We start from the raw sequence: 23,949 nt of genomic DNA, 5'->3' as shown, positions 1-23,949 counted from the left end.
GCAAATCATTATCGGACTTTTAGTGTCGCCAAGCCTACCAAAACAAGCACGATAGAAATGATCCAAAAACGCACGATAACACGCGGTTCAGGCCAGCCCTTTAGCTCATAGTGATGGTGAATCGGCGCCATACGGAAAATACGTTGGCCACGTAGTTTGTAGGATCCAACTTGAAGAATAACGGATAGGGTTTCCATCACAAATACACCGCCCATAATCACAAGAACAAATTCTTGTCGGACGAGAACAGCAATCGTGCCCAAAGCGCCGCCTAATGCTAACGAGCCTACGTCACCCATAAATACTTGTGCAGGGTAGGTGTTAAACCATAGGAAACCAAGACCAGCTCCCACAATCGCCGTACATACGATAACTAATTCAGACGCCAATGGAATGTGAGGAATATGTAGGTAATTAGCGAAGTTCACATTGCCGGTTGCCCAAGCAATCGCAGCAAAGCCAGCCGATACCAACACTGTAGGCATAATCGCTAGGCCATCTAGACCGTCGGTTAAGTTAACCGCATTACTGGTGCCAACGATGACAAAGTAAGTTAATACGATATACAACAGCCCGAGCTGAGGCATTACCTCTTTAAAAAACGGTACAACTAATTGAGTTGCTGCGGTGTCCTTACCATGCGCATATAGAGCAAATGCCACGACTAACGCGATAGCGGATTGCCAAAAGTATTTCCAGCGAGCTATCAAACCATCGGTATTTTTACGAACGACTTTTCGGTAGTCATCAACGAAGCCAACCGCACCATAACCAATCAATACAGCCATTACCGCCCATACATATGGGTTCGATAAATCCGCCCAAAGAAAGACGGTAATCACGATCGCAGCGAGAATCATAACGCCACCCATTGTTGGCGTACCACGCTTGCTGAAGTGAGATTCAGGGCCGTCATTACGAACAACTTGACCAATTTGTAGTAGTTGTAGGCGTTTAATCAGCCTTGGCCCCATCCACAATGAAATGGCTAGTGCTGAGAGAATGCTAATAATGGCTCGAAACGATAAGTACTCGAACAACCTGAAAAAAGAAAAATGTGGCTGTAATAACTCAGCAAGCCAGATGATCATGAATGGGTCTCCTTTAAAGCAACCGCTATTTTGCTCATCCCAGCACTATTTGCGCCTTTAACAAGCAAGGTATGGCGTTTATCGCTCTGTTTTGTAAGCTGTTGCTCTATATATACGATCATATCTTCATGGGATTCAAAGTGACGGCCACCGCAAACTTCGCTGATCACTTTCGTGTCATCCCCATACGTCAATACATATTCAAATTTAAACGGGGCAGCATGTTCCCCGACTTGACGATGAAGTGCAAGACTTTCAGCGCCTAACTCTGCCATATTACCTAAAATTAACCAACGGCAGCCGCCAAAACTGCCAAGTAGGTCAGCCGCAGCTTTCATGGCCGGAACGCTGGCATTGTAGCTGTCATCGATCAATTTGATACTGTCCGTAAGCTCAATGGCTTCCACACGCCCTTTCACTTTCATCAAATGCTTTAAGCCATGTTGAATATCATCAAGTCCAACTCCTAGCTTAATCGCCAAGCAGCTTGCCGCAAGCGCATTCGCAACATTATGCTCACCTATAATGCCAAGTTGAACCTGACACACACCAATCGGTGTATGAAGACTAAAGCTCGCCTCACCTTGCTCATTAAGCTGAACATCGGAAGCAAACACATCAGCCGAACCGTTCTTGGCCGAAAAAGTAAGCACCTGCTTATCTGCCAGAACTTCTTGCCATAGTTCACCACCATTACTGTCTAAGTTGACTACCGCAACTGAGCCAGGCTTGAGACCCAAATAAATCTCACCTTTCGCCTGCTTGACTCCATCCATAGAACCAAAACCTTCAAGATGAGCAGCAGCCACGTTATTGACCAGTGCGATATCAGGTTGGGTCAGCGAAGTGGTATAGGCTATTTCACCGATGTGGTTGGCTCCTAGTTCAATCACAGCGAAGTCATCTTGTGGTGTAGAACGAAGCAGCGTCAGCGGAACTCCGATTTCATTATTGAAGTTCCCAGCGGTAAACAACACCTGGCCTCGACGCGAAAGAATACTCGCCAGCATCTCTTTAACGGTGGTTTTGCCACAACTACCTGTAATTGCGACGGTAGGTGTAGAGCACAACTGATGAACCCAAGCAGCGAGAGAGCCTAGAGCAAGTTTGGTATCTTGCACCACCAATTGCGGTAACGAGGTTTCACAGCGCTTATGGACCAACAACGCCCCAGCACCATTACTCTCAGCCTGATGAATAAAATCATGGGCATCAAAACGTTCACCCGCCAATGCAACAAACAGAGCACCCGATTCGATGTTGCGTGTATCAGTCGAGACACTAGCGATAGAAACATCATTACCAATTAACTCAGCTCCCAGCACTGACGACAGTTGACTCAGAGAAACATTTATCATGACAAAATACCTAACAATTGTTGCGCAGACTCGCGATCTGAGTAGTGGACGGTTTCATTCGCCATCACTTGGTAATCCTCATGGCCTTTACCCGCTAGCAAGATAATATCCTGCTCCCCAGCTTTAGAAAGTGCGTAGCTTATCGCTTCATATCGGCTGTGCTCAACATGTGCTTTTTCCGGTTGGGTGAGCCCTTTAAGCATGTCTTCTACAATAGCTTGCGGCGACTCACTGCGTGGATTGTCATCGGTCAAAATACTCTCATCGGCATACTGCTCTGCAATCGCCGCCATCATTGGGCGTTTACCTGTATCTCGGTCACCACCACAACCAAAGATCGCCCATAACTTCCCTTGGCAATGAACACGAAGCGCCATTAACGCCTTTTCTAATGCATCCGGCGTATGAGCATAATCAACCACTACTTTCGCCTTACCTTGAGAGGAAAAAAGCTCCATTCGGCCAATGACCGGCGTCAGTTGAGGAGCGACATCTAACAAGGCCTGCTTATCAAAGCCCAAGCTCAGTAAACAAGCAAAAGACAATAGCAGGTTAGACGCGTTAAATTCGCCGATAAGCGGAGCTGATAACACCCCTTTGCCATACTGACCATCAAAGCTCAGCTCAATGCCACTTTCCGAATAACGGACACTTTGGGCAAATACGGCACGAGTTAAACTGGGCTTCGGCGTCAACGAGACAGCTAGCGCATCAGGTAATCGAGACAACCATTTCTCACCGACTTCATCATCAACATTAATCACGGCGCGTTTGCAATTATGCTGTGAAAATAGTGAAAATTTCGCTTCACCGTAATCTTCCATCGTGCCGTGGTAATCGAGATGGTCGCGGCTCAAATTAGAAAAAGCGCCGATTTCAAAGTTTAGTGCTTTAACGCGGCCTTGAACCAAGCCATGAGAAGAAACTTCGAGCGCAGTATATTCAGCGCCTTGCTGTGCCAATTCGCTTAGCGTTTTCTGTATTTCAATTGGGCTACCAGTAGTATTCGCAGCCTGCTTAAGATCAGACAAGAAGCCATTTCCAGTAGTGCCCATTACCGCTGCACGTTTCCCCAGCAAATCGATCCACTGAGTAATCAATTGAGAAATTGTCGTTTTGCCATTGGTACCCGTGACACCAATAATTCGGTTGCCTTGGCTTTGATACAAGCGCCCAGCAAGCTCTGACAAACGCTGCTCAAGAGAGTCTATATAAATAACAGGTGTTGAGTCTTGGTAAGTAATGCTCGCATGCGGGCTTAATTCACACGCTTGCGCTAGCACTAAGTTCGCGTTTTGCTCGATTGCTTTGCTGATAAAATCGCGGCCATCTACGGCATGCCCCGGAACCGCGACAAATGTATCGCCTGTTTGTATCTTACGGCTATCTAGCTCCAAACTGGTGATCTGAGTTTGTGCCAGAGAGGAGTCGTCAATCGTTAACCAAGGCGCAATCAGCTGCGCAAGTGTCATTTCAGAAGCCATGCTACTTCTCGCTTAATCATTCGCTTTTAAATTTATTCTCGTCAGGTGCAATGTTCATGATCTGCAATGCACCTTTCATAATTTCAGAGAAAACAGGCCCAGCAACCGAACCACCATAGTAGTTGTCACCTTGCGGCTCATTGACCACCACCACCAGCGCAACTCTCGGGTTACTTGCAGGTGCTACACCTGCCGTGTAGGCAAAATATTCATCACCGTAACCACCAGCTATCGCTTTACGGGAGGTACCGGTTTTTGCCGCCACCCGATAACCAGGAACCGCAGCTTTGGTCGCTGTGCCGCCCGGCTGAGTCACGGTTTCCAGCATTTCCAGCACTTGCTTAGCAATGTTGTGGTCAATCACCTGGCGCGACAAGTCTTGTTGGTTATTCTCGATTATATGGACGGGTTGATATTTACCATAGTTGCCTAATGTCGCATAAGCGTGTGCAAGCTGGAGTGGGGTAATGGTAAGGCCGTAACCAAACGCTAAGGTCGCGATTTCAAACTTTGACCAACGACGGCGATTAGGGAAAATACCTGTCGTTTCACCGACCAAGTTCAAGCCTGATACTTCACCAAAGCCCACGGAGCTATACATTCCCAACAAAGCCTCAAGCGGCATGTCCAAGGCCATTTTCGCCACACCGATGTTACTGGACTTTTTCAAAATAGTGGTAAGGTCAGCCTTGCCAACCTTTGAGGTATCACGAACTCGGCTACCGCCAATCTGCATAATGCCATTGCCGGTATCGATTACAGTATCTTCATCCACCACACCATTCTCTAGCGCCGCGAGTACAACAAATGGCTTCACTGTTGAACCGGGCTCAAAAGCATCCGTAATCACTCGGTTACGCATCTTAAACGATTGAAGATCTGAGCGATTATTTGGATTATATGAAGGGGCGTTAACCATCGCCAAGACCGCGCCTGTTTTGACATCCAACAGAACGGCTGAACCAGAGGTTGCACGGAAATCCGCCACAGCTTGTTTTATGGCTCGGAAGGCAATGGCTTGCAGGCGCTGATCGATGGTCAGCTCTAGAGGCTTACCTTCTTCTCGTTCTTCCAACGAGATGTTTTCAACCACTCTGCCGTATCTGTCTTTACGAATAATGCGTTTACCCGCTTCTCCGGTCAGCCACTTGTCATAGCTACGCTCCACGCCTTCAAGGCCATGGCCATCAATTCCGGTTACACCAATAATGTGAGCACTGACTTCCCCTGCGGGGTAGTAACGGCGGGATTCTGATTTTAACCCTACCCCTTTTAATTTCAGCTCACGAATATAGTTCGCCATGGCTGGGCTGACTTGGCGTTGAAGGTAGATAAAGCGGCGCTTACTATTATTTTCGATACGCTCAACCAAAGCATCCCGCTCAAGCCCAAGTACATCAGCCAAGGCGTACCAGCGGTCGCGGTCTTCCAAGCTATTTTCTTTGAAGATAGTTGCAGGATCGGCCCAAACCGCTTCAACAGGGACACTAACAGCAAGCGGTTCGCCATTACGATCTGAAATAATGCCTCGTGCAGAGTGAAGTGTTTTGGCGCGAATTGAGCGCAGATCACCTTGACGAATGAGGTTGTCAGGTTCAATAACTTGAATATAACCAATTCTAGCGACTAACGTAGCAAAGGCTAAAAACAGAAAGAACAGCACTAAATGGAAGCGCCAACGAATCAGAATAGGGGTTTCTTTCGCTGGAGTTTTTTTCGCTTTTACACTGGTTTTGGCTTTACTCTTGGTCATTGCAGATTGATTACCACTTCTTTGTCTGCATCTGGGCGCTTCATCTCAAGCTCTCGTTTAGCAAGAGCTTGCACCCGACTGTGATCGGCTAATGCGGTTTCTTCGAGGATAAGGTTGCGCCATTCACTGCCCAATCGATCACGCTCTAATAACATCTGATCTTTTTCAGAAATGGCCTGGCGAGAATGATGAGTGACAAACACAACGCCCATTGCACTGGCAAAAATTAGCACTAACAACACCATCGGCACTCGGCCAACAGTAATTAAATCCTGTGCGATTAATTTTGCTAAGTTAGGCACTTTTCTACTCATCGGTATCGATTCACTACAGTTTTTCAGCTAAGCGTAATACCGAGCTTCTTGAACGTGTATTCAGCTCAACCTCTTGTTTTGACGGCTTAATGGCTTTCCCTACCGCCTTCAAGTCGGCGCGACCTAACGCTTTGATTTGGTCTTCTGTCAGAGGGATACCGTGTGGCACTTCTGGCCCTTTGCTTTCTTTGCGGATAAATCGCTTCACCATTCTGTCTTCCAACGAGTGGAAGCTAATCACAGATAAACGACCTTGTGGTGCTAGAATACTGGCAGCACCTTTAAGCGCGGTATCAATTTCCTCTAATTCACTGTTGATGTAAATACGAAACGCTTGGAATGCACGTGTCGCAGGGTGCTTCTTTTCTTTAAAGCTTTTCGGCGCTGCTTCTGAAATCAGCTTTGCTAACTGGCTAGTACGAGTCAGCGGTTCTTTTTCTTCATCGTCACGATGCGCGACAATCGCTTTAGCAATTCGGCGAGCATGCTTATCTTCGCCAAACTCACGAATCACCCAGGTAATATCATCAAGATCAGCTTCTAATAGCCATTGTGACACTGGGATACCCGATGTTGGATCCATGCGCATATCCAACGGGCCATCTTTCATAAAGCTGAAGCCACGCTCTGCATCGTCCAACTGTGGGGATGACACGCCTAAATCCAGCAGTACACCATCAACTTTACCGACTAAGTCGTATCGCTCGGCATAGTCCGCCATACCAGAAAATGGGCCGTGAATAATAGTAAAGCGAGGATCATCAATCTTTTGTGCTTCGGCAATCGCTTGAGGATCACGGTCAATACTGAACAGGCGACCATTTTCACCTAGCTTAGATAAGATAGTGCGGCTATGCCCACCACGTCCAAACGTTCCATCAATGTAGGTGCCATCTGGTTTGATAGCGAGCCCATCAATAGATTCATTAAGGAGTACAGATATGTGTTGGAATGATTCGGTCATCGTTATCTCATCAAGCTGGTGCTGAATTCGCGTAAAACGCTAGCTATTAGGGTCTATTGAACTTTCTTGGTTAAATTTCGTTCGAAAGGTCAACAGACCCTAGTATCAGTGTACTGATTTAACGCCATATCTCCACCTTTCGAATCAGGCTTCTCGTGATATTGCGCTAAGTTTAGTGCTTACGAAATTTATTTCGTCAATTAAAAGCAAAAAACCCATCATAACGGGAGGTTATGATGGGTCTCGAATGGGTGGAGTTGACACATACGCCGGGTTCTGTCCCGCTTACGCGGTGGTAACCATTCGTCTAGGCCTGCAATCGCTCACAGGCTCAAGCAATCTACCCGCCCCCAAACACGAGCAATGCTATGCGAGGGCCTATTTGATCTTGCTCCGGGTGGAGTTTACCTTGCTACGAACTGTTGCCAGTCGCACGGTGCGCTCTTACCGCACCCTTTCACCCTTACCTGTACTCATTCCTAGTTCCGAAGAAAAAGAAAATTGAGCCATCGGCGGTCTTCTCTCTGCTGCACTTGTCGTGGGCTCGCGCCCCCCAGGCGTTACCTGGCACCCTGCTCTATGGAGCCCGGACGTTCCTCCCCTCCATCAGTCTCCCTAAGGACATCAATGAAGCAGCGATTACCCGTTCAACTCCGAAGGCGGATTGTATAGATAAGCGCTAACAGTGTCTAGCAAGATCACAAATATGCTGAAAGGCATGCACTAAGTGATGCTTTTTTACACTAAACAAGCAGCATTGCTGTATTAATCTAAGTGCTCAAGCCCCCACTTATATAAAGCGTTCTTCTTGAGATTGTATATTTCTGCGGCCATAGCAGCGGCTTTCTTCAGAGGCAACTCTTTAGTCAGAATTGCCAAAGTACGTGTTGCCTCTTCCGGTAAAGAGTCCTCGGCACTCTCTCTATGACCGTGGATCAAAAGTACCATTTCACCACGTTGTTGGTTTTCGTCCGCTAGTACCCACTCAATAAGCTCACCTAATGGCTTGCCTTGAATAGTTTCAAAGGTTTTTGTTAGTTCCCGAGCCAAAACGACTTCTCGGTCAGGTCCAAGGATTTCCAACATGTCCTTAAGCGAATCCGTAATTCGGTGCGGCGATTCATAAAAAATACAGGTACGCTCAGCTTTAGCAATTTCAAGAAACTTATCTTTACGCCCCTTGCTCTTGGCAGGAAGGAAACCTTCAAAACTGAAGCGATCCGACGGTAAACCTGATGCGCTTAACGCAGTGATGACCGCACAAGCACCTGGCAATGGCACAACTTTAACACCCGCTTGACGACACTTATTGACAAGATGGTACCCTGGATCGCTAATCAGCGGTGTCCCCGCATCGGACACCAAGGCAATAGATTGGCCTGCTAGTAATCGCTCAACTAATACTTGTGCTTTCTGCTGTTCATTGTGATCATGCAAAGGGAATGTTTTAGTTTGAATATTGAAGTGAGCAAGCAACTTGCCAGTATGACGAGTATCTTCCGCAGCAATGACATCCACACTCGATAAGACTTCAATTGCACGTTGGGTGATATCACCTAAATTGCCAATAGGAGTCGGAACAATATAGAGAGTTGGGATCTCTGCTGGCAATGTTTTGTTATCTGTCATTTGTTTACCATCACTTCAACGATTAATATAGAGACAATTTTACACTTACAAGTTAAGAACTCATGGCTATGAAGAACCATAAGAGAATCAGTGTACCACGCTTACTAACTCCTGTTGCACTCGCAATTACATTGGCTGCTTGTTCGTCTAAACCCGCAGCACCGACTTACGTAGATATCACGCTCGATCCGGTTAAATCGGCTCAATCTTACCTAATGCAAGCTGACAGCAGTAAAGGAAGCTTACAAACTGATTGGCTGATTATGGCGCTGAAAGCCACTGTCGATAACCAAGATTTTGAGCTAGCCCAAAGGCTGACACAGCGCATCGCTAAGCAGCCCTTATCTGAGATCCAGCAGGCAGAATGGCAGTTAGCACGAGCTGAGTTACTGCAGCTAGATGGTCAATATGACCAAGCACTCGGTCAGCTAAATTTTCAGCCACAGTGGACCCTGCCAAATGAACAGTGGAAAGACTATCACCAGTTGAGAGCTGACCTGTATACTCAATTACATCGTTATTTTTCAGCCAACCGAGAGCTAGTCGCTCTTAGCCAATACCAAAGCCAAGAACTGCAAGATGATACTGCAGCGCTCATATGGGATAATTTCAGCCTCTACAACGAATCTGAAATTACCGCCCTAAATACCGCACCAGAAGAAGATATTCTTGATGGCTGGTTACAGCTGGCTGTTTATATGAAAACTCTTGCGAGTAATGTTCCCCAATTAAAAAACGCTCTGGAGAACTGGCTAGCAGAAAACCCTGATCACCCAGCCGCTCAACATACGCCGCAATCGATCCAAGATATTCTTGCTTTAGAGATCACTAAGCCAACAAATACGGCTTTGCTACTCCCCCTATCAGGAAAATTCGCTAAGCAAGCTCAGCTAATCCGTGATGGGTTCATCATGGCTATGATGAACGATGACGAAAAAGACTCAGAAGCAACGCTGACTATTTTGGACACAAATCAGCTGACACCTGATCAGCTAAAGCTTACGTTACTTGAGAAAAACATCGACTTTGTGGTTGGTCCATTAACCAAGGCAAATGTTGAAATGCTTGAAGAGGTACAAGATGACCTTTCTCAGCCAATTCCAACACTAGCTTTAAATATCCCAGAGTCAGTAGAAGAAGGCACGAATACCTGTTACCTAGCCCTATCACCGGAGCAGGAAGTAGCTCAAGCGGCTAAGCACCTAGCAGAGCAAGGTTTTGAGTATCCACTTATACTCGCTCCACAAGGACGATTAGGTGAACGAGTTGTAGAGTCCTTTGATAAGGAATGGAAAAAACACAGCGACAATAAAGTGGCCGTAAATTTGTTCGGTGATAAACGCCAACTACAGAGAAACATCAACTCGGTGTTTGGTTTACAAGAAAGCCAGCAACGTATCGCGCAAATGGATAGCTTAATGGACATGTCACTAGAAAGCATGCCACGCAGCCGCCGTGACATTGACTCTGTCTACATTGTTGCTAAAAGCTCGGATCTTACTCTTATCAAGCCATTCATTGAAGTCGCAATTAACCCAGACACACAACCGCCTAAGCTATTTTCAAACTCGCGTAGTAACAGCAGTGCTACCCAGTACGAAGATCTAACCGGCGTTGAGTACAGTGATATTCCTCTGCTGATTCAACCAGACACGGCATTAAAAGCTCAGATGGATGCACTTTGGCCTAAAGGGTCTAACGCAGAGAAACGCTTACAAGCTCTAGGGATGGATGCCTATCAGCTGATGGAAGAGTTACCTCAAATGAAGGTAGTCGCCGACTACACCGTTCAAGGCCAAACAGGTGTACTGAGTATTGACGAACAGTGCGTTGTTCAACGTGAAATTAGCTGGGCGAAACGTGAGGCTATTTAGCCGACGTAGTACTGGCAATCACTATGAGACCGTAGCCGAAACCTATTTAACGGGTTGCGGTCTTAGACCTATTGAGAGAAACTTCAACACTAAGGCAGGTGAAATCGATCTCATCATGGCGGATGCAGAGACCATCGTCTTCGTTGAAGTTAAGTATCGAGCGCGAACAACACATGGACTGGCCGTAGAAACCGTCACGGCTAGCAAAATGAAAAAGCTGATTAAAGCAGCGACCTTATGGTTACTCAAACAAGGCTTGTCAGTTCATTCAACGGATTACCGATTTGATATCGTTGCTATCCAGCAACAAGGTGAACAAATCGAATGGTATAAAAACGCGATAACTCAAGGATAAACAATGCTAGATAGCATTAAAGACAGTTTTACAGAAAGCATTCAAATTCAAATCGCAGCAGCAGAAGCGCTTCCTGATGCTATTACCCATGCTGCTCAAGCCATGGTTGCCAGTTTACTCAACGGCAATAAAATCCTTTGCTGCGGCAATGGTGGCTCTTCGTCCAATGCACAACAGTTTGTTTCTTGTCTTTTAAATCGCTTTGAGACCGAGCGTCCAAGTTTACCAGCAATGGCTCTTACAGCCGATAACACCACACTCACAGCCGTCGCAAACGACTACCACTACCAAGAGATTTTTTCGAAACAAGTACGCGCTTTCGGCCAACCAGGTGACATACTGTTAGCCATTTCCACCAGTGGTAACAGTAAAAACATCATCAAAGCGATGGAAGCGGCAGTAACACGTGATATGACTATCATCGCCTTTACCGGTAAAGATGGTGGTGAGATGGCAGGGCTTCTTGGCGAGAACGATGTTGAAATCCGGATCCCATCACACCGTACCGCTCGCATTCATGAGGTTCATATGGTCACGCTACATTGCTTGTGTGATTTAATCGACCAAGTCTTGTTTCCAGCCCACGAAGAGTAATTATGAAGATACTTAAATTATCGAGCTTACTGCTCATTTTCATAACATTAGCCGGTTGTGCGGGCTCTAGCGCTGAAAACACAGCCAGTGATCCGCGCAGCATGAACCAAATTTGGAGCGATAACAATATTGACTTCGAAGTCGCTGGTTTAAGTAATAAACCACCTTACCGTGGTAACGTGAGTATTACAGCGAGCTCATTTGAAGGCACAGTGATTCTAATGGGGCAGTCGAGAACACAAGAGTTGCTAACCGAGTTTGAGACTCAGGCGCGTAAAGTTAAAGGTGTCAAAACCATCCATAATCAAGTACGAATTAAAGCGCCATTGAGTGTAGGTAACGTTAGTCAAGACAGCTGGATAACCACTAAAGTGAAATCCGCATTGCTGACTAAATCCGAGTTGAGTGGTGCGAACGTTAAGGTAATTACGGAAGATGGTGAAGTATTCCTACTAGGCTACGTATCTCAACAGCATGCCGAAATCGCGACAGAGGTTGCTCGTAACGTATCTGGTGTAAAAAAAGTGGTTCGAGCATTCCAGTACAGCAACTAACACTCCGCAAACAAGCACAAAAAAAGCAGCGATATCGCTGCTTTTTTTATTTAACCACGCGTAAGCTCGGCTTGCCTTTAGGCCTTGGAGGCTCATCGTCAGAAGTTTCTGTTTCTAACTCTGGCTCTCCTTCAATACTTGAAAGGGAGTGAGCAGCCACATCTTCTTCAAACAAATCGTTTGGCTCTTCCTCTTCAATCGAACCAACATATGCTTCTTCTGGTTCAAACATAGTACCTGCACCGTTCTCACGGGCGTAAATAGCTTGAACCGCATACAAAGGAACTATCACAGAGTGAGGGCGCCCACTAAAGCGAGCACTAAACGTAATCGCTTCATTACCAAGTTCTAAATTTCCTACAGCTCGTGGGGCAACATTCAGGATAATTTGACCGTCCTGAACAAACTCTTGCGGTACTCGAACACCAGGCATAGTTGCATCAACAACCAAGTGCGGAGTTAAATCGTTATCAACCAGCCAATCATAAAATGCACGTAGCATATATGGTCGGCGAGGTGTCATTTTGGAAATATCCATCAAACAACCATTAACGAGATAAGCGCATCTCACGCTCAGCTTCAGTCAAAGAAGCAAGGAATGAATCACGTTCAAATACGCGGTTCATGTAAACTTTAAGCTCTTTTGAACCTGGGCCTACCAACTCGATACCTAATTGAGGCAAACGCCACAATAACGGAGCTAGGTAACAATCGATCAAGCTGAATTCTTCACTCATGAAGTACTCGTACTCAGCAAATACTGGCGCAAGTGTTAGTAAATCATTGCGAAGCTTGTTACGCGCATTTTCAGATTCTTCAGCGTTACCTTTTACTACTTTCTCGGCTAATGAGTACCAGTTACGTTCAATACGGTAAATCATTAGGCGGCTGTTACCGCGAGCAACAGGGTAAACAGGCATCAATGGTGGATGAGGAAAACGCTCATCGAGATATTCCATGATGATTTTTGAGTCGTACAGCGCTAGCTCACGATCAACTAATGTTGGTACTGTCTTATACGGGTTTAGCTCAATCAGTTCCGCAGGCAGGTTTGCCTCATCAACCAACTCAACTTCGACGCTTACGCCTTTTTCAGCTAGTACAATACGAACCTGATGGCTATACATATCAGATGCACTTGAAAACAGAGTCATTACAGAACGTTTATTGGCAGCTACAGCCATGGAGCCCTCCAGCACACTTACAGATATAAAAAACAATGGAGGCTAAGCCTCCATTGTAAACATTAAAAATTAGGTATTAGCACGGTATGGTAGCACAATTAGTGCACATCACGCCAATACTCTTTCTTAAGCAACACAACAACAATAGTGAATAGCACTAAGAATGCCATTACCCACCAGCCTAGTGCATGACGCTCTAGCTTCACTGGGTCACCTGAGTACTCAAGGAAGTTAACCAAGTCGCGAACAGCGTTGTCATATTCTTCTGCGTTCAGTTCACCTGTACCGTCAGCTTCTACACCAACGACCACTTGAACTTCTTCACCCTCAACAACTTTAGTGCCGTAGATAGGTTTTGGAATACCTTGTAGTTCCTCTAGAACATGTGGCATACCAACACTTGGGAAGACTACGTTGTTCACACCAAATGGACGAGATGGATCTTCATAGAATGAGCGCAAGTAAGTGTACAACCAGTCTGTACCACGAACACGAGCAACCAATGTTAGATCCGGTGGTGGAGCACCAAACCATTTCGCCGCAGATTCCTGCGGGATGGCGTTAACCATTAGATCACCCACTTTAGCTTCAGGATCGAAGATCAAGTTCTCTTTAAGTAGGTCATCCGGGATACCGATATCACGAGCAACACGCTGGTAACGCTGGTACTGAGTTGAGTGACACGCGAAACAGTAGTTCATAAACAGCTTTGCGCCATTTTGAAGTGATGCTTGGTCAGTCAAATCGTTGTTTGCTTTATCAAGTGGTACGTTAGCACCGGCTGCCATTGCAAGAGATGGCAGCATTGCAAATAAAATTACAATCCATTTTTTCATTTGAATGTCACCCTCTCTGGTAATGGTTTCGTCGCTTCATTCTTACTGTAGAAGTACAGTAGTACGAAGAACATGAAATAACCTAAGCTAAAGATCTGCGCTAGTAGTGTGTATGTTGGTGTTGCTGGAAGCGCACCAAGAATACCCAACGCGATAAAGCTGATGGTGAACTGAATAATGTTAAACAGATGGAATTTGCTACGGTAGCGGTAAGAGCGCACTTTACAACGATCTAACCACGGTAGAATAAATAGCACTGCAATCGACGCGCCCATTGCAACAACACCAAGTAGCTTATCCGGAACCGCACGTAGAATTGCGTAGAACGGAGTGAAGTACCAAACAGGAGCAATGTGCTCTGGTGTTTTCAGTGGGTTCGCTGCTTCAAAGTTAGGTGGCTCAAGGAAGTAGCCGCCCATCTCAGGGTTAAAGAACAGCACATAACAGAAGAAGAACAAGAAGCCAGCAACACCTACCATATCCTTAACTGTACCGTACGGATGGAATGGAATTGAGTCGATGATATCGTACTTCTTAGAGTAGTAATCGTGGAACTTAAATTGAGTCTTATAATCGTCACCCATCTTGCCTTTCGGTAGTTTAGTCTCAATACCGTCTGGGTTGTTGGAGCCTACTTCGTGTAGTGCCAATACGTGCAGCACAATAAGAAGCAGTAGAACGATTGGTAGTGCAATTACGTGAAGAGCAAAGAAACGGTTTAGTGTCGCACCAGAGATAACATAGTCACCACGGATCCATAGTGTTAGGTCATCACCAATGACAGGAATCGCACCAAACAACGAAATGATTACCTGAGCACCCCAGTAAGACATTTGTCCCCAAGGTAATAGGTAGCCCATGAATGCTTCAGCCATTAGCACTAGGAAAATAAGCATACCGAAAACCCACAGTAACTCACGAGGCTTTTGGTATGAACCATAGATCAAACCACGGAACATATGCAGGTAAACAACAACGAAAAACGCAGATGCGCCTGTTGAGTGCATATAACGCAGTAACCACCCGTATTCCACATCACGCATGATGTATTCAACAGATGCAAACGCACCTTCCCCAGAAGGAACATAGTTCATCGTCAACCAAATACCCGTTAGGATTTGGTTAACCAGTACAAGCATCGCTAGCGAGCCAAATAAATACCAAAAGTTAAAGTTCTTTGGCATTGGGTACTCAGAAAGGTGCTTCTTATACGCGTTCATTGCCGGTAGACGTTTTTCTACCCAATCAAGTACAGCTTGCATTATGCCTCCCCTGTTTCGTCAACACCGATGATGATCTTGGTATCACTCAAGTACATGTGTTTTGGAACGACTAGGTTAAGTGGAGCTGGAACGCCTTGGAATACACGGCCAGCCATATCAAACTTAGAGCCATGACAAGGGCAGAAGAAACCAGACCTAACACCTTGAACTTGCTCGCTAAAGCTATCTGGTAAGTACGTTGGGGAACAGCCAAGGTGAGTACAGATACCAACTGCTACAAAGTACTCTGGCTTAATGGAGCGGTAAGCGTTTTGTGCGTATTCTGGTTGTTGTTCTTCACCAGAGCTCGGATCGCGTAATTTTCCATCCAGCTCTTTAAGACCATCAACAACAGACTGAGCACGACGTACAACCCATACAGGTTTACCTCGCCACTCAACACGAACCATTTGCCCTTCTTCAAGTTTACTGACGTCAACTTCAACAGGGGCACCGGCAGCTTTCGCTTTTTCACTTGGGTTCCAAGATTTAATAAAAGGCACGGCAACCGCAGCCGCACCTAAACCACCAACAACAGCTGTTGTTGCGGTTAAGAAACGTCTGCGACCGTTATTTAAAGGCGCATTGCTCATCCAAACATTCTCCCATTTGCTCCTTTTGGATTATTGTTATTCCGCTTACAGAGCATGGCTAACAAAATACGAATTTAGTTGTATTTATTTGATGGCAAATGATAAATAAAACCCTACTTTTTGACAAGATAAAGCTACCTTTTTGTAACATCCATAAAGCAATTCGCTCGTTAGGTCACAAAAGGGACATAATTAAAAGAAAGGATTACGAAATATTAATGGGGGCGGGATTTTGTTTGCCGTAGAAAACAAAAAAGCCTGGCATATTTGCCAGGCTTTTGAACCACAAACCAGTCGAAACTGGAGCGTAATCTTCGAATTGAAGATTAACGCTTAGAGAACTGTGGACGACGACGTGCTTTACGTAGACCAACTTTCTTACGCTCAACGCAACGAGCGTCGCGAGTAACGTAACCAGCTGCACGTAGAGCAGGACGTAGAGACTCATCGTATTCCATTAGTGCGCGAGTGATACCGTGACGGATAGCACCTGCTTGACCAGAAATACCACCACCTTTAACAGTGATGTAAAGGTCTAGTTTCTCAGTTAGTTCAACTAGCTCTAGAGGTTGCTTAACAACCATACGAGAAGTTGGACGACCGAAGTAAACATCAAGGCTACGCTTGTTGATTACGATCTCACCGCTGCCTGGTTTGATGAAAACACGAGCTGCTGAGCTTTTGCGACGGCCAGTGCCGTAGTATTGATTCTCTGCCATTTTCATAATCCCCAATTAGATGTCTAGTACAGTTGGTTGTTGAGCAGCATGGTTGTGCTCAGTACCAGCGTAAACTTTTAGCTTACGGTACATAGCACGGCCAAGAGGACCACGTGGTAACATACCTTTAACAGCTAGTTCAAGCGCCATCTCTGGCTTACGATCAATTAGCTTCTCGAAGCTGATTGATTTTAGACCACCAGGGAATTCAGTGTGACGGTAGTAAATCTTACCTTTAGCCTTGTTACCAGTTACAGTAACTTTCTCCGCGTTAACAACGATGATGTAATCACCAGTGTCTACGTGTGGAGTGTATTCAGCTTTGTGCTTACCGCGTAGGCGAGAAGCGATTTCACTTGCAAGACGACCTAGAGTTTTACCTTCAGCGTCTACAACGTACCAGTCGCGTTTTACAGTTTCTGGTTTAGCAACGAAAGTTTTCATGCTAATAATTACCTATTAAAAAATTTACACTTAAGGAACAGTTAGTTCCCACTGTCTAAGAGCCCCATTCATCACCCCTTCGAGTGTTGGCAACTCTCGGCATAGTTACACAAAATCTCTATAACTAGAGGCCAGCAGTAACGGTAGGTCGCAGGATTATAGAGAAGAGCGAAGAAAAAATCACCTCTTTTTGAACAAAATCACGATTTTTTTCGTTCAACTCTTCCTAGGTCGGAAAAAGGGTTAAGCCAAGTGCTCTTTCGCTAGGTAATCATGACTTTGCATTTCAATTAAACGTGACTGGCATCGCTTAAATTCAAATTCTAACTGCCCTGAGGTATATAGTGCTTCTAACGCCACCTCAGCAGAAATAATTAACTTAACGTTACGCTCATAAAATTCATCGACCAAAGCGATAAATCGCCTTGCTGCATCGTCGATGACACCACTCATTTGCTTTACGTCTGCCAATAAAACCGTGTGATAAATACGCGACATTTCAATGTAATCATTTTGACTGCGAGCACTTTGACAAAGCTGCTCAAAAGTTGCATGTAAAACACCGTCACATGCTTCGACAACTTCAATCTCGCGGTGGTTAATTTCGATCGACGTTTCTTTCGCTTTCCCCTCTCCAGCAAGTTGGGAATAGTAGCTGAACAAATTACTGGTTGCCGCTTCGTCTAATGGGTAGTGGTAGATTTCAGCTTGTTCTAGCGTTCTAAGGCGGTAATCAACCCCACTATCCACGTTCATCACCACACAATTGGTTTCGATGAGCTTAATAGCCGGCAAGAATCGAGCGCGCTGCAAACCATTTCGATATAAGTCGTGAGGTGGGATATTAGATGTAGCGACCAATACAATCCCTCGAGCAAACAAGGCTTGGAATAAAGTCCCAAGGATCATGGCATCTGTAATATCCGATACAAAGAACTCATCAAAGCAAATGATCTCTGTTTCAGATTTGAACTTATCCGCCACTAATTCAAGTGGATCACTCACATCCCCTAAAGCCGTGAGTTCATCATGCACTCGATACATAAAGCGGTGAAAATGCACTCGCATTTTCTTTTGCGTTGGCAGTGCGTCATAAAAAGAATCCATCAAGTAGGTTTTACCCCTGCCTACGCCCCCCCAAAAATAGAGCCCTTTTGGTGCGACTGGCATATCTGGCTTCTTACCAAGCAACTTTTTCCAACGACTTACATTAGGGACTGGTGCATTAAAATAATCAACCAATTGATGGTATAGATTATCAAGCGCATTCACTGCATTAGCTTGTGCCTCATCGCGCTGGAAACCAAGTGTGAGTAGATCGTTTTGATATTTTTCTTTAGGTGTCACGACAGCATTACCCGCTAAACAGAACAGACGTATTTTTCTTTATTGACTCAGAATCTCATAGTACCATGAGGCTTGAACATGTGTAACCACTCGGTAACACACATGTTAAATTACAACGATAAGGAGCAATTATGCCTTGGATTTACGCCATTGTTGGCTTACTAATCGGTGCTGTGCTTGGAGTGATTATTTGTCGCCTAACTACTCCTGACTACAAGAAACAAAAATCGGTTCAAAAAGAACTCGACGCAGCAAAATACTCTCTTGAACAACAACGTCAAGAGCTGACCGACCACTTCGCTCAAACTGCTGAAATGCTAGAAACTCTTGGTAAAGATTACACCAAGCTTTATCAACATATGGCTAAGACCTCTTCTGAGCTCTTACCTAACCTACCCGACCAAGATAATCCTTTTGCAAATAAGATCCCGCAAAAAATCGATGAATCTCAAGACACCGTCGAGAATAGCATCGAACAAGCACCTAAAGATTATGCGAGCGGTTCTACTGGCCTTTTAAAAGAGCATCAGAAAGAAATTATCGACTCCGCAGAAGTCGTAACGGCGAAAGCATCCTAACCAGTTAGGAACTTTGCAAAGGTTTTTAAGTCATAACTCTCACTGGCACCGACTTTTTAGCATTCAACAATGCGCCTAGGTCGGTTAAACACCACATAGGAGTTATTCGATGAAAAAACCTTTGCTTGCTTTAACCGTTCTATCGTTAAGCTTAAGTAGTCTCATCACCCCAATTCAAGCCTCTGCTACTCTCCCCCTTTCAGTAGATGGCCAACAGCTTCCTAGCCTTGCTCCAATGCTTGAGAAAGTAACGCCCGCCGTTGTTAGCATTGCAGTGGAAGGCACACAGGTTTCTCGCCAGCAACTTCCAGAACAGTTTCGCTACTTCTTTGGTCCAGACTTTCCATCAGAGCAAGTACAAGAACGTCCGTTTAGAGGGTTGGGGTCAGGTGTCATAATTGATGCGAAGAAAGGCCATATTGTTACTAACTATCACGTAATAAACGGTGCTGAGAAAATCCGAGTAAAACTGCATGATGGCAGAGAATATGATGCTGAACTGATCGGTGGCGATCAGCTTTCGGACATCGCACTACTCAAACTTGAAACCGCTAAGAACCTTACTCAAATCAGCGTAGCGGACTCTGACAAATTACGTGTCGGTGATTTCACCGTAGCGATTGGTAATCCATTTGGATTGGGCCAAACCGTAACGTCAGGCATAGTTTCTGCACTTGGTCGCAGCGGACTAAATTTAGAAAATTTCGAAAACTTTATTCAAACTGATGCCGCAATAAACAGCGGTAACTCGGGTGGTGCACTAGTCAACTTAAATGGTGAACTCATTGGTATTAATACCGCTATTTTAGGTCCAAATGGCGGCAACGTTGGTATTGGCTTTGCCATCCCTTCAAATATGATGAAGAACCTCACAGAGCAAATCAAAGAGTATGGTGAAGTAAAACGCGGCATGCTTGGCGTTCAAGGTGGAGAAATCACTTCTGAGCTAGCTGAAGCATTAGGTTATGAATCAAGTAAAGGGGCCTTTGTTAGCCAAGTAGTTCCAGACAGTGCTGCTGACGAAGCAGGCCTTGAAGCCGGAGATATTATCGTTTCAATTAACGGTAAGAAAATAAATACCTTTGGCGAGTTAAGAGCCAAGGTCGCGACCTTAGGAGCAGGTAAAGAAATCACCTTAGGCGTGATTCGCGATGGTAAATCAAAAACGTTCGACGTCACTCTTGGCGAACAACTTACCAATAAAACCTCAGCCGACAAATTGCATGAGGGCCTTGCTGGAGCTGAACTCACTAACACTACCGACAGCGATAAAGTACAAGGGGTAAAAGTGACATCAGTGGAAGACGGTTCAAATGCTCAAGCATACCAACTTGAAGCTAACGATATTATCATCGGCGTTAACCGTAAACGTGTGAAAAACCTTGCCGACTTCAGAGCTATAATTGATAAGAAGCCTGGCATACTTGCACTAAATATCCAACGTGGCGACAGAACCATCTACCTCGTTATCCGCTAAAAAACGCGAGCGAGTTAGTAAAGGGCAACCTGTTTATAGGCTGCCCTTTTATTATTTTGAGCTCTAATGCTATGCTTCGGGTTTTGGTGCTTTAGTTTTAAGCACTTAAAGGATGAGCTTTGTCGTCGACTTTGGGGAAACTATGCTGAAATTCTTGTTGCGTTCAGTAGTCTTGGGGCTTGCCACCGCGGCTCTACTACTCGTCGCACTACCTTCCTTGCGCACCAATATCTTGCCAAATGAGGCCACAAGTACAGTCAACGACGGTGCTTCCTTACAGATTTCATTTAATAATGCGGTACGCAAAGCCGCACCAGCTGTCGTAAACATATACAGCCGAAAGTACTCTCAGAGCGATCGTTCCAAGCTTTCTACACAAGGCCTAGGTTCTGGCGTTATTGTTAGTGAGAAAGGCTACATCATCACGAACTACCACGTAGTGGCTCAAGCAGATCAAATTGTAGTCGCACTTCAAGATGGCCGAGTCGCTGCCGCGCAATTAGTCGGAAAAGACCGCCGTACTGACATTGCAATTTTACGGGTCGAAGGTGATAACCTACCTGTCATTCCGCTCAACCCCAACTATAGTGCCAAAGTTGGCGACGTTGTTTTGGCTATTGGTAACCCATATAACCTAGGACAAACCACGACCTTTGGAATTATCTCTGCGACAGGTCGCTCTTCTATCAGCATGGATGGCAGACAAGCCTTCATTCAGACTGACGCAGCGATCAACGAAGGTAACTCTGGTGGTGCTCTGGTCAACACTCAAGGTGAGCTTGTTGGTATTAATACTGCGTCTTTCCAGCAAGCAACAGAACTAGAAACGTACGGGATCTCTTTTGCAATACCTTTCCCTCTGGCCAATAAAATTATGGAAAAAATCATCGCAGATGGCCGAGTGATTCGTGGTTACATAGGTTTAGACGGACAGGATATCAATTCAGTAACATCTCGCTTACTCGGTAGTGAACATGTCGGCGGAATTATTGTTCTAGGTGTCGACCCACAAGGCCCTGGTGCAGAGGCAGGGTTCGAGGAAAGAGACATTATCTTGAAGATTGATGGACAAAAAGTGAATGGTCGACAAAGTGTATTAGATATTGTCACAAATCTAAGGCCTGGTACCACCGTCGATGTTTTGGTTCTACGTAAGGGAGAAGAGATGACACTCCCAGTTACGATTGCTGAAGACACACGCTAAACTTCTTCACAAAAAATAAACCCCGCTATATGTAGCGGGGTTTATTTTTATCTAGCGTTTATTCTGCTTCAACGTCAGGCGCTGAATCAGCATCGATTTCAATGCGAGTAACTCTTTGTAGCCCTCTCGGTAATAAAGCACCACGACGGCCTCGCTCGCCACGGAAGTTCTCCAAGTCTGCAGGTTTTAACCCTAACTTTCTCTTACCAGCATATAGCGTAATTGAGACACCTTGTGGCAACGCTATTAGGTGAGAAACAAATTCCTCACGCTCTTTCGCTTTCGCTGCAGGGATATTAATGATCTTATTCCCCTTACCTTTACTTAACTGAGGTAAGTCTTTAATTGGGAACAACAACATTCTACCTTGGTTAGTAATCGCTAAGATTTCATCGCTATCTAAATCCGTAATGGCATCTGGAGCCATGATCTCTGAGCTTTGAGGTAGGTTCACTAGAGCTTTACCACTGCGGTTTTTAGACAGTAAGTCTGAGCCTTTACATACAAAGCCATAACCCGCATCGGAACCCACTAACCATAGTTGCTCTTCTTCACCCATAATCACTTGGCGAATACTGGTTCCAGCACTGATGTTTAAACGGCCAGTAATAGGCTCACCTTGACTACGTGCCGACGGCAACGAATGAGACTCAAGTGAGTAACTTCGGCCATCACTACCAAGGAATACAGCTTGTTGATTGCTCTTACCGCGAGCATGAGCCATATACTTATCACCCGACTTGTAGTTCAAGCCTTCGGCATCAACCTCATGCCCTTTGGCATGACGAATCCAACCTTTCTCAGAAAGCACAACCGTAATTGGTTCACTTGGCACCAAATCACGCTCTGTTAGCGCTTTCGCTTCCGCTCTTTCTACTAACGGAGAGCGGCGGTCATCGCCATACTTCTCTGCATCGGCTTTAATCTCTTTCTTCAGCAGCGTATTTAAGCGACGCTCTGAACCAAGCAGCAATTCAAGTTTTTCGCGCTCTTTTTCCAGCTCATCTTGCTCACCACGGATCTTCATCTCTTCTAACTTAGCAAGATGACGAAGTTTAGTATCCAAAATGGCATCAGCTTGAATATCAGTAATACCGAATCGTTCCATAAGCACAGCTTTAGGGTCGTCTTCAGTACGAATTATTTCAATGACTTCATCAAGGTTTAAGTAAGCAACCAACAAGCCTTCTAAGATATGTAGGCGAGCAAGCACTTTATCTAAACGGTGCTGTAAACGACGACGAACGGTTGTACGACGGAATTCAATCCACTCCGATAGAATCTGTACTAAACCTTTTACTTGAGGTCGGTTGTCTAGACCGATCATGTTCAAGTTAACGCGGAAGCTTTTCTCTAAATCAGTAGAAGCAAAGAGGTGGTTCATCAACTGATCGCAATCGATTCGATTCGAACGTGGCACTACCACAATTCGAGTCGGGTTCTCGTGATCAGATTCATCACGCAAGTCATCAACCATTGGCAGCTTTTTGGCTCGCATTTGGTTAGCAATTTGCTCTAGCAGTTTCGCACCAGACACTTGGTGAGGTAGCGAGGTGATAACGATGTCAGAACCTTCTTTATGCCAGACTGCGCGCATCTTGATGCTGCCACGGCCAGTGCGATAAATCTTTTCAATGTCCGACTTTGGAGAAATGATTTCTGCTTCAGTCGGATAATCCGGCCCTTGAACAAATTCCATCACATCTGGAAGTTCTGATTTCGGATTATCGATTAAGTGGATGGTCGCATCGGCTACTTCTCTCACATTGTGTGGAGGAATATCCGTTGCCATACCAACCGCAATACCTGTCACACCATTGAGTAAGATATGAGGTAAGCGAGCTGGTAACATTTGTGGCTCTTTCATTGTGCCATCAAAGTTTGGTTGCCACTCAACCGTGCCTTGGCCTAATTCACCGAGCAGTACCTCAGCAAACTTAGACAGTTTTGCTTCGGTATAACGCATCGCAGCAAATGACTTAGGATCATCTGGTGCACCCCAGTTACCTTGGCCATCAACCAATGGGTAGCGATATGAGAAAGGCTGGGCCATTAGTACCATGGCTTCGTAACACGCTGAGTCACCGTGTGGGTGGTACTTACCCAGAACGTCACCAACGGTACGTGCAGATTTTTTGTATTTCGCAGCGGCTGAAAGACCAAGCTCCGACATTGCATAAATAATACGTCGCTGAACCGGCTTTAAACCGTCACCAATATATGGCAACGCACGGTCCATGATGACGTACATAGAGTAATTGAGGTAGGCATCTTCGGTGAACCTGCGCATAGGCAGCTGTTCAACGCCATCATAGGTAATTTCTGTCGACATTCG

At 45.4% G+C, this 23,949-nt stretch carries 23 protein-coding genes and 1 other RNA gene; 7 read left to right on the top strand and 17 right to left on the bottom strand.

Features of this window, described 5'->3' with window-relative positions; genetic code table 11:
• Nucleotides 1-8: 8 nt before the first annotated feature.
• The 8 genes from mraY to rsmI all read right to left on the bottom strand — a co-directional run bounded on the left by mraY (nt 9) and on the right by rsmI (nt 8,593).
• On the bottom strand, nt 9-1,091 hold the full coding sequence (gene mraY, locus ACXABW_RS02615; RefSeq protein ID WP_252029526.1) for a phospho-N-acetylmuramoyl-pentapeptide-transferase: 1,083 nt from the start codon (nt 1,089-1,091) through the stop codon (nt 9-11).
• A complete protein-coding gene (locus tag ACXABW_RS02610) occupies nt 1,088-2,449 on the bottom strand; it encodes a UDP-N-acetylmuramoyl-tripeptide--D-alanyl-D-alanine ligase (RefSeq protein WP_457523862.1) in 1,362 nt (453 codons plus the stop codon). Before ACXABW_RS02610 ends, mraY begins: the two co-directional genes overlap by 4 nt.
• Nucleotides 2,446-3,933 (bottom strand): UDP-N-acetylmuramoyl-L-alanyl-D-glutamate--2,6-diaminopimelate ligase, encoded by a 1,488-nt coding sequence (gene murE / locus ACXABW_RS02605; protein ID WP_457523860.1) that lies wholly within the window; start codon nt 3,931-3,933, stop codon nt 2,446-2,448. Before murE ends, ACXABW_RS02610 begins: the two co-directional genes overlap by 4 nt.
• Before the next feature lie 16 nt (nt 3,934-3,949).
• Nucleotides 3,950-5,686: a penicillin-binding transpeptidase domain-containing protein gene (locus ACXABW_RS02600; protein ID WP_252029520.1), complete on the bottom strand. Its 1,737-nt coding sequence runs from the start codon at nt 5,684-5,686 to the stop codon at nt 3,950-3,952.
• Nucleotides 5,683-6,000, bottom strand: a complete 318-nt coding sequence (gene ftsL, locus ACXABW_RS02595; RefSeq protein WP_457523859.1) for a cell division protein FtsL — start codon at nt 5,998-6,000, stop codon at nt 5,683-5,685. Before ftsL ends, ACXABW_RS02600 begins: the two co-directional genes overlap by 4 nt.
• A 13-nt stretch (nt 6,001-6,013) precedes the next feature.
• Nucleotides 6,014-6,964 (bottom strand): 16S rRNA (cytosine(1402)-N(4))-methyltransferase RsmH, encoded by a 951-nt coding sequence (gene rsmH, locus ACXABW_RS02590; RefSeq protein ID WP_457523858.1) that lies wholly within the window; start codon nt 6,962-6,964, stop codon nt 6,014-6,016.
• Nucleotides 6,965-7,213: 249 nt separating this feature from the next.
• An RNA gene (gene rnpB / locus ACXABW_RS02585) (RNase P RNA component class A) lies at nt 7,214-7,619 on the bottom strand.
• 110 nt (nt 7,620-7,729) lie between these two features.
• Entirely contained in the window at nt 7,730-8,593 is an 864-nt protein-coding gene (gene rsmI / locus ACXABW_RS02580) for a 16S rRNA (cytidine(1402)-2'-O)-methyltransferase (RefSeq protein ID WP_252029513.1), read from the bottom strand.
• A gap of 68 nt (nt 8,594-8,661) precedes the next feature.
• Between rsmI and ACXABW_RS02575 the strand changes: the two genes are divergently transcribed.
• From ACXABW_RS02575 to ACXABW_RS02560, 4 genes are read left to right on the top strand one after another with little or no spacing between them, the layout of a single operon-like run.
• Nucleotides 8,662-10,467: a penicillin-binding protein activator gene (locus ACXABW_RS02575; protein ID WP_457523857.1), complete on the top strand. Its 1,806-nt coding sequence runs from the start codon at nt 8,662-8,664 to the stop codon at nt 10,465-10,467.
• Nucleotides 10,454-10,822, top strand: coding sequence for a YraN family protein (locus ACXABW_RS02570; protein WP_252029509.1), 369 nt, complete (start codon nt 10,454-10,456; stop codon nt 10,820-10,822). The genes ACXABW_RS02575 and ACXABW_RS02570 overlap by 14 nt, the downstream gene beginning before the upstream one ends.
• 3 nt (nt 10,823-10,825) lie before the next feature.
• Nucleotides 10,826-11,416, top strand: a complete 591-nt coding sequence (locus ACXABW_RS02565; RefSeq protein WP_252029508.1) for a phosphoheptose isomerase — start codon at nt 10,826-10,828, stop codon at nt 11,414-11,416.
• Nucleotides 11,417-11,418: 2 nt separating this feature from the next.
• Nucleotides 11,419-11,970: a BON domain-containing protein gene (locus ACXABW_RS02560; protein ID WP_457523855.1), complete on the top strand. Its 552-nt coding sequence runs from the start codon at nt 11,419-11,421 to the stop codon at nt 11,968-11,970.
• 46 nt (nt 11,971-12,016) lie between these two features.
• Here ACXABW_RS02560 and sspB read toward each other — a convergent pair whose 3' ends face one another.
• From sspB to zapE, 8 genes are all read right to left on the bottom strand, one after another.
• Entirely contained in the window at nt 12,017-12,508 is a 492-nt protein-coding gene (gene sspB / locus ACXABW_RS02555; RefSeq protein WP_265686426.1) for a ClpXP protease specificity-enhancing factor, read from the bottom strand.
• 10 nt (nt 12,509-12,518) lie between these two features.
• The gene (gene sspA, locus ACXABW_RS02550; RefSeq protein ID WP_252029502.1) at nt 12,519-13,154 is read right to left on the bottom strand and encodes a stringent starvation protein SspA; all 636 of its coding nucleotides are present in this window, start codon (nt 13,152-13,154) and stop codon (nt 12,519-12,521) included.
• 98 nt (nt 13,155-13,252) lie between these two features.
• On the bottom strand, nt 13,253-13,990 hold the full coding sequence (locus ACXABW_RS02545) for a cytochrome c1 (RefSeq protein WP_252029500.1): 738 nt from the start codon (nt 13,988-13,990) through the stop codon (nt 13,253-13,255).
• Nucleotides 13,987-15,252 carry a cytochrome b gene (locus ACXABW_RS02540; protein ID WP_252029498.1) on the bottom strand — a complete coding sequence of 422 codons (1,266 nt, stop codon included), beginning with the start codon at nt 15,250-15,252 and terminating at the stop codon, nt 13,987-13,989. Before ACXABW_RS02540 ends, ACXABW_RS02545 begins: the two co-directional genes overlap by 4 nt.
• Entirely contained in the window at nt 15,252-15,845 is a 594-nt protein-coding gene (gene petA, locus ACXABW_RS02535) for a ubiquinol-cytochrome c reductase iron-sulfur subunit (RefSeq protein ID WP_252029497.1), read from the bottom strand. The genes ACXABW_RS02540 and petA overlap by 1 nt, the downstream gene beginning before the upstream one ends.
• A gap of 326 nt (nt 15,846-16,171) precedes the next feature.
• On the bottom strand, nt 16,172-16,564 hold the full coding sequence (gene rpsI / locus ACXABW_RS02530; RefSeq protein WP_252029496.1) for a 30S ribosomal protein S9: 393 nt from the start codon (nt 16,562-16,564) through the stop codon (nt 16,172-16,174).
• Nucleotides 16,565-16,579: 15 nt separating this feature from the next.
• Nucleotides 16,580-17,008 carry a 50S ribosomal protein L13 gene (rplM, locus tag ACXABW_RS02525; protein ID WP_252029495.1) on the bottom strand — a complete coding sequence of 143 codons (429 nt, stop codon included), beginning with the start codon at nt 17,006-17,008 and terminating at the stop codon, nt 16,580-16,582.
• Between the two features lie 243 nt (nt 17,009-17,251).
• Nucleotides 17,252-18,355: a cell division protein ZapE gene (gene zapE, locus ACXABW_RS02520; protein ID WP_252029494.1), complete on the bottom strand. Its 1,104-nt coding sequence runs from the start codon at nt 18,353-18,355 to the stop codon at nt 17,252-17,254.
• A 131-nt stretch (nt 18,356-18,486) separates the two neighbouring features.
• On the opposite strand from zapE, the gene zapG reads away from it, so the two are divergent.
• The 3 genes from zapG (at nt 18,487) to degS (ending at nt 21,614) form a co-directional block, all read left to right on the top strand.
• On the top strand, nt 18,487-18,933 hold the full coding sequence (gene zapG, locus ACXABW_RS02515; RefSeq protein ID WP_252029493.1) for a Z-ring associated protein ZapG: 447 nt from the start codon (nt 18,487-18,489) through the stop codon (nt 18,931-18,933).
• 109 nt (nt 18,934-19,042) lie between these two features.
• On the top strand, nt 19,043-20,410 hold the full coding sequence (locus ACXABW_RS02510; RefSeq protein ID WP_457523851.1) for a DegQ family serine endoprotease: 1,368 nt from the start codon (nt 19,043-19,045) through the stop codon (nt 20,408-20,410).
• Between the two features lie 142 nt (nt 20,411-20,552).
• Nucleotides 20,553-21,614 (top strand): outer membrane-stress sensor serine endopeptidase DegS, encoded by a 1,062-nt coding sequence (gene degS, locus ACXABW_RS02505; RefSeq protein ID WP_252030770.1) that lies wholly within the window; start codon nt 20,553-20,555, stop codon nt 21,612-21,614.
• 58 nt (nt 21,615-21,672) lie between these two features.
• Here the strand turns inward: degS and parC are convergent, their stop codons facing one another.
• Nucleotides 21,673-23,946 carry a DNA topoisomerase IV subunit A gene (gene parC / locus ACXABW_RS02500; protein WP_252029491.1) on the bottom strand — a complete coding sequence of 758 codons (2,274 nt, stop codon included), beginning with the start codon at nt 23,944-23,946 and terminating at the stop codon, nt 21,673-21,675.
• Nucleotides 23,947-23,949: the final 3 nt, after the last annotated feature.

The organism is Vibrio paucivorans (assembly GCF_054053395.1).
The sequence above is the reverse complement of the archived record's forward strand: the minus strand, read 5'-3'. Positions and strand labels throughout refer to the sequence as shown.

Excerpts from the sequence above, each read along its gene's own strand:
- ACXABW_RS02545 (WP_252029500.1), bottom strand. The coding sequence starts at position 13,990 with ATGAAAAAATGGATTGTAATTTTATTTGCAATGCTGCCATCTCTTGCA.
- degS (WP_252030770.1), top strand. The coding sequence starts at position 20,553 with ATGCTGAAATTCTTGTTGCGTTCAGTAGTCTTGGGGCTTGCCACCGCG.
- zapG (WP_252029493.1), top strand. The coding sequence starts at position 18,487 with ATGCCTTGGATTTACGCCATTGTTGGCTTACTAATCGGTGCTGTGCTT.
- ACXABW_RS02560 (WP_457523855.1), top strand. The coding sequence starts at position 11,419 with ATGAAGATACTTAAATTATCGAGCTTACTGCTCATTTTCATAACATTA.
- rsmI (WP_252029513.1), bottom strand. The coding sequence starts at position 8,593 with ATGACAGATAACAAAACATTGCCAGCAGAGATCCCAACTCTCTATATT.
- petA (WP_252029497.1), bottom strand. The coding sequence starts at position 15,845 with ATGAGCAATGCGCCTTTAAATAACGGTCGCAGACGTTTCTTAACCGCA.
- mraY (WP_252029526.1), bottom strand. The coding sequence starts at position 1,091 with ATGATCATCTGGCTTGCTGAGTTATTACAGCCACATTTTTCTTTTTTC.
- murE (WP_457523860.1), bottom strand. The coding sequence starts at position 3,933 with ATGGCTTCTGAAATGACACTTGCGCAGCTGATTGCGCCTTGGTTAACG.
- rsmH (WP_457523858.1), bottom strand. The coding sequence starts at position 6,964 with ATGACCGAATCATTCCAACACATATCTGTACTCCTTAATGAATCTATT.
- ACXABW_RS02610 (WP_457523862.1), bottom strand. The coding sequence starts at position 2,449 with ATGATAAATGTTTCTCTGAGTCAACTGTCGTCAGTGCTGGGAGCTGAG.
- ACXABW_RS02510 (WP_457523851.1), top strand. The coding sequence starts at position 19,043 with ATGAAAAAACCTTTGCTTGCTTTAACCGTTCTATCGTTAAGCTTAAGT.
- ftsL (WP_457523859.1), bottom strand. The coding sequence starts at position 6,000 with ATGAGTAGAAAAGTGCCTAACTTAGCAAAATTAATCGCACAGGATTTA.
- sspA (WP_252029502.1), bottom strand. The coding sequence starts at position 13,154 with ATGGCTGTAGCTGCCAATAAACGTTCTGTAATGACTCTGTTTTCAAGT.
- ACXABW_RS02565 (WP_252029508.1), top strand. The coding sequence starts at position 10,826 with ATGCTAGATAGCATTAAAGACAGTTTTACAGAAAGCATTCAAATTCAA.
- ACXABW_RS02600 (WP_252029520.1), bottom strand. The coding sequence starts at position 5,686 with ATGACCAAGAGTAAAGCCAAAACCAGTGTAAAAGCGAAAAAAACTCCA.
- rplM (WP_252029495.1), bottom strand. The coding sequence starts at position 17,008 with ATGAAAACTTTCGTTGCTAAACCAGAAACTGTAAAACGCGACTGGTAC.
- ACXABW_RS02575 (WP_457523857.1), top strand. The coding sequence starts at position 8,662 with ATGAAGAACCATAAGAGAATCAGTGTACCACGCTTACTAACTCCTGTT.
- sspB (WP_265686426.1), bottom strand. The coding sequence starts at position 12,508 with ATGGATATTTCCAAAATGACACCTCGCCGACCATATATGCTACGTGCA.
- parC (WP_252029491.1), bottom strand. The coding sequence starts at position 23,946 with ATGTCGACAGAAATTACCTATGATGGCGTTGAACAGCTGCCTATGCGC.
- ACXABW_RS02540 (WP_252029498.1), bottom strand. The coding sequence starts at position 15,252 with ATGCAAGCTGTACTTGATTGGGTAGAAAAACGTCTACCGGCAATGAAC.
- rpsI (WP_252029496.1), bottom strand. The coding sequence starts at position 16,564 with ATGGCAGAGAATCAATACTACGGCACTGGCCGTCGCAAAAGCTCAGCA.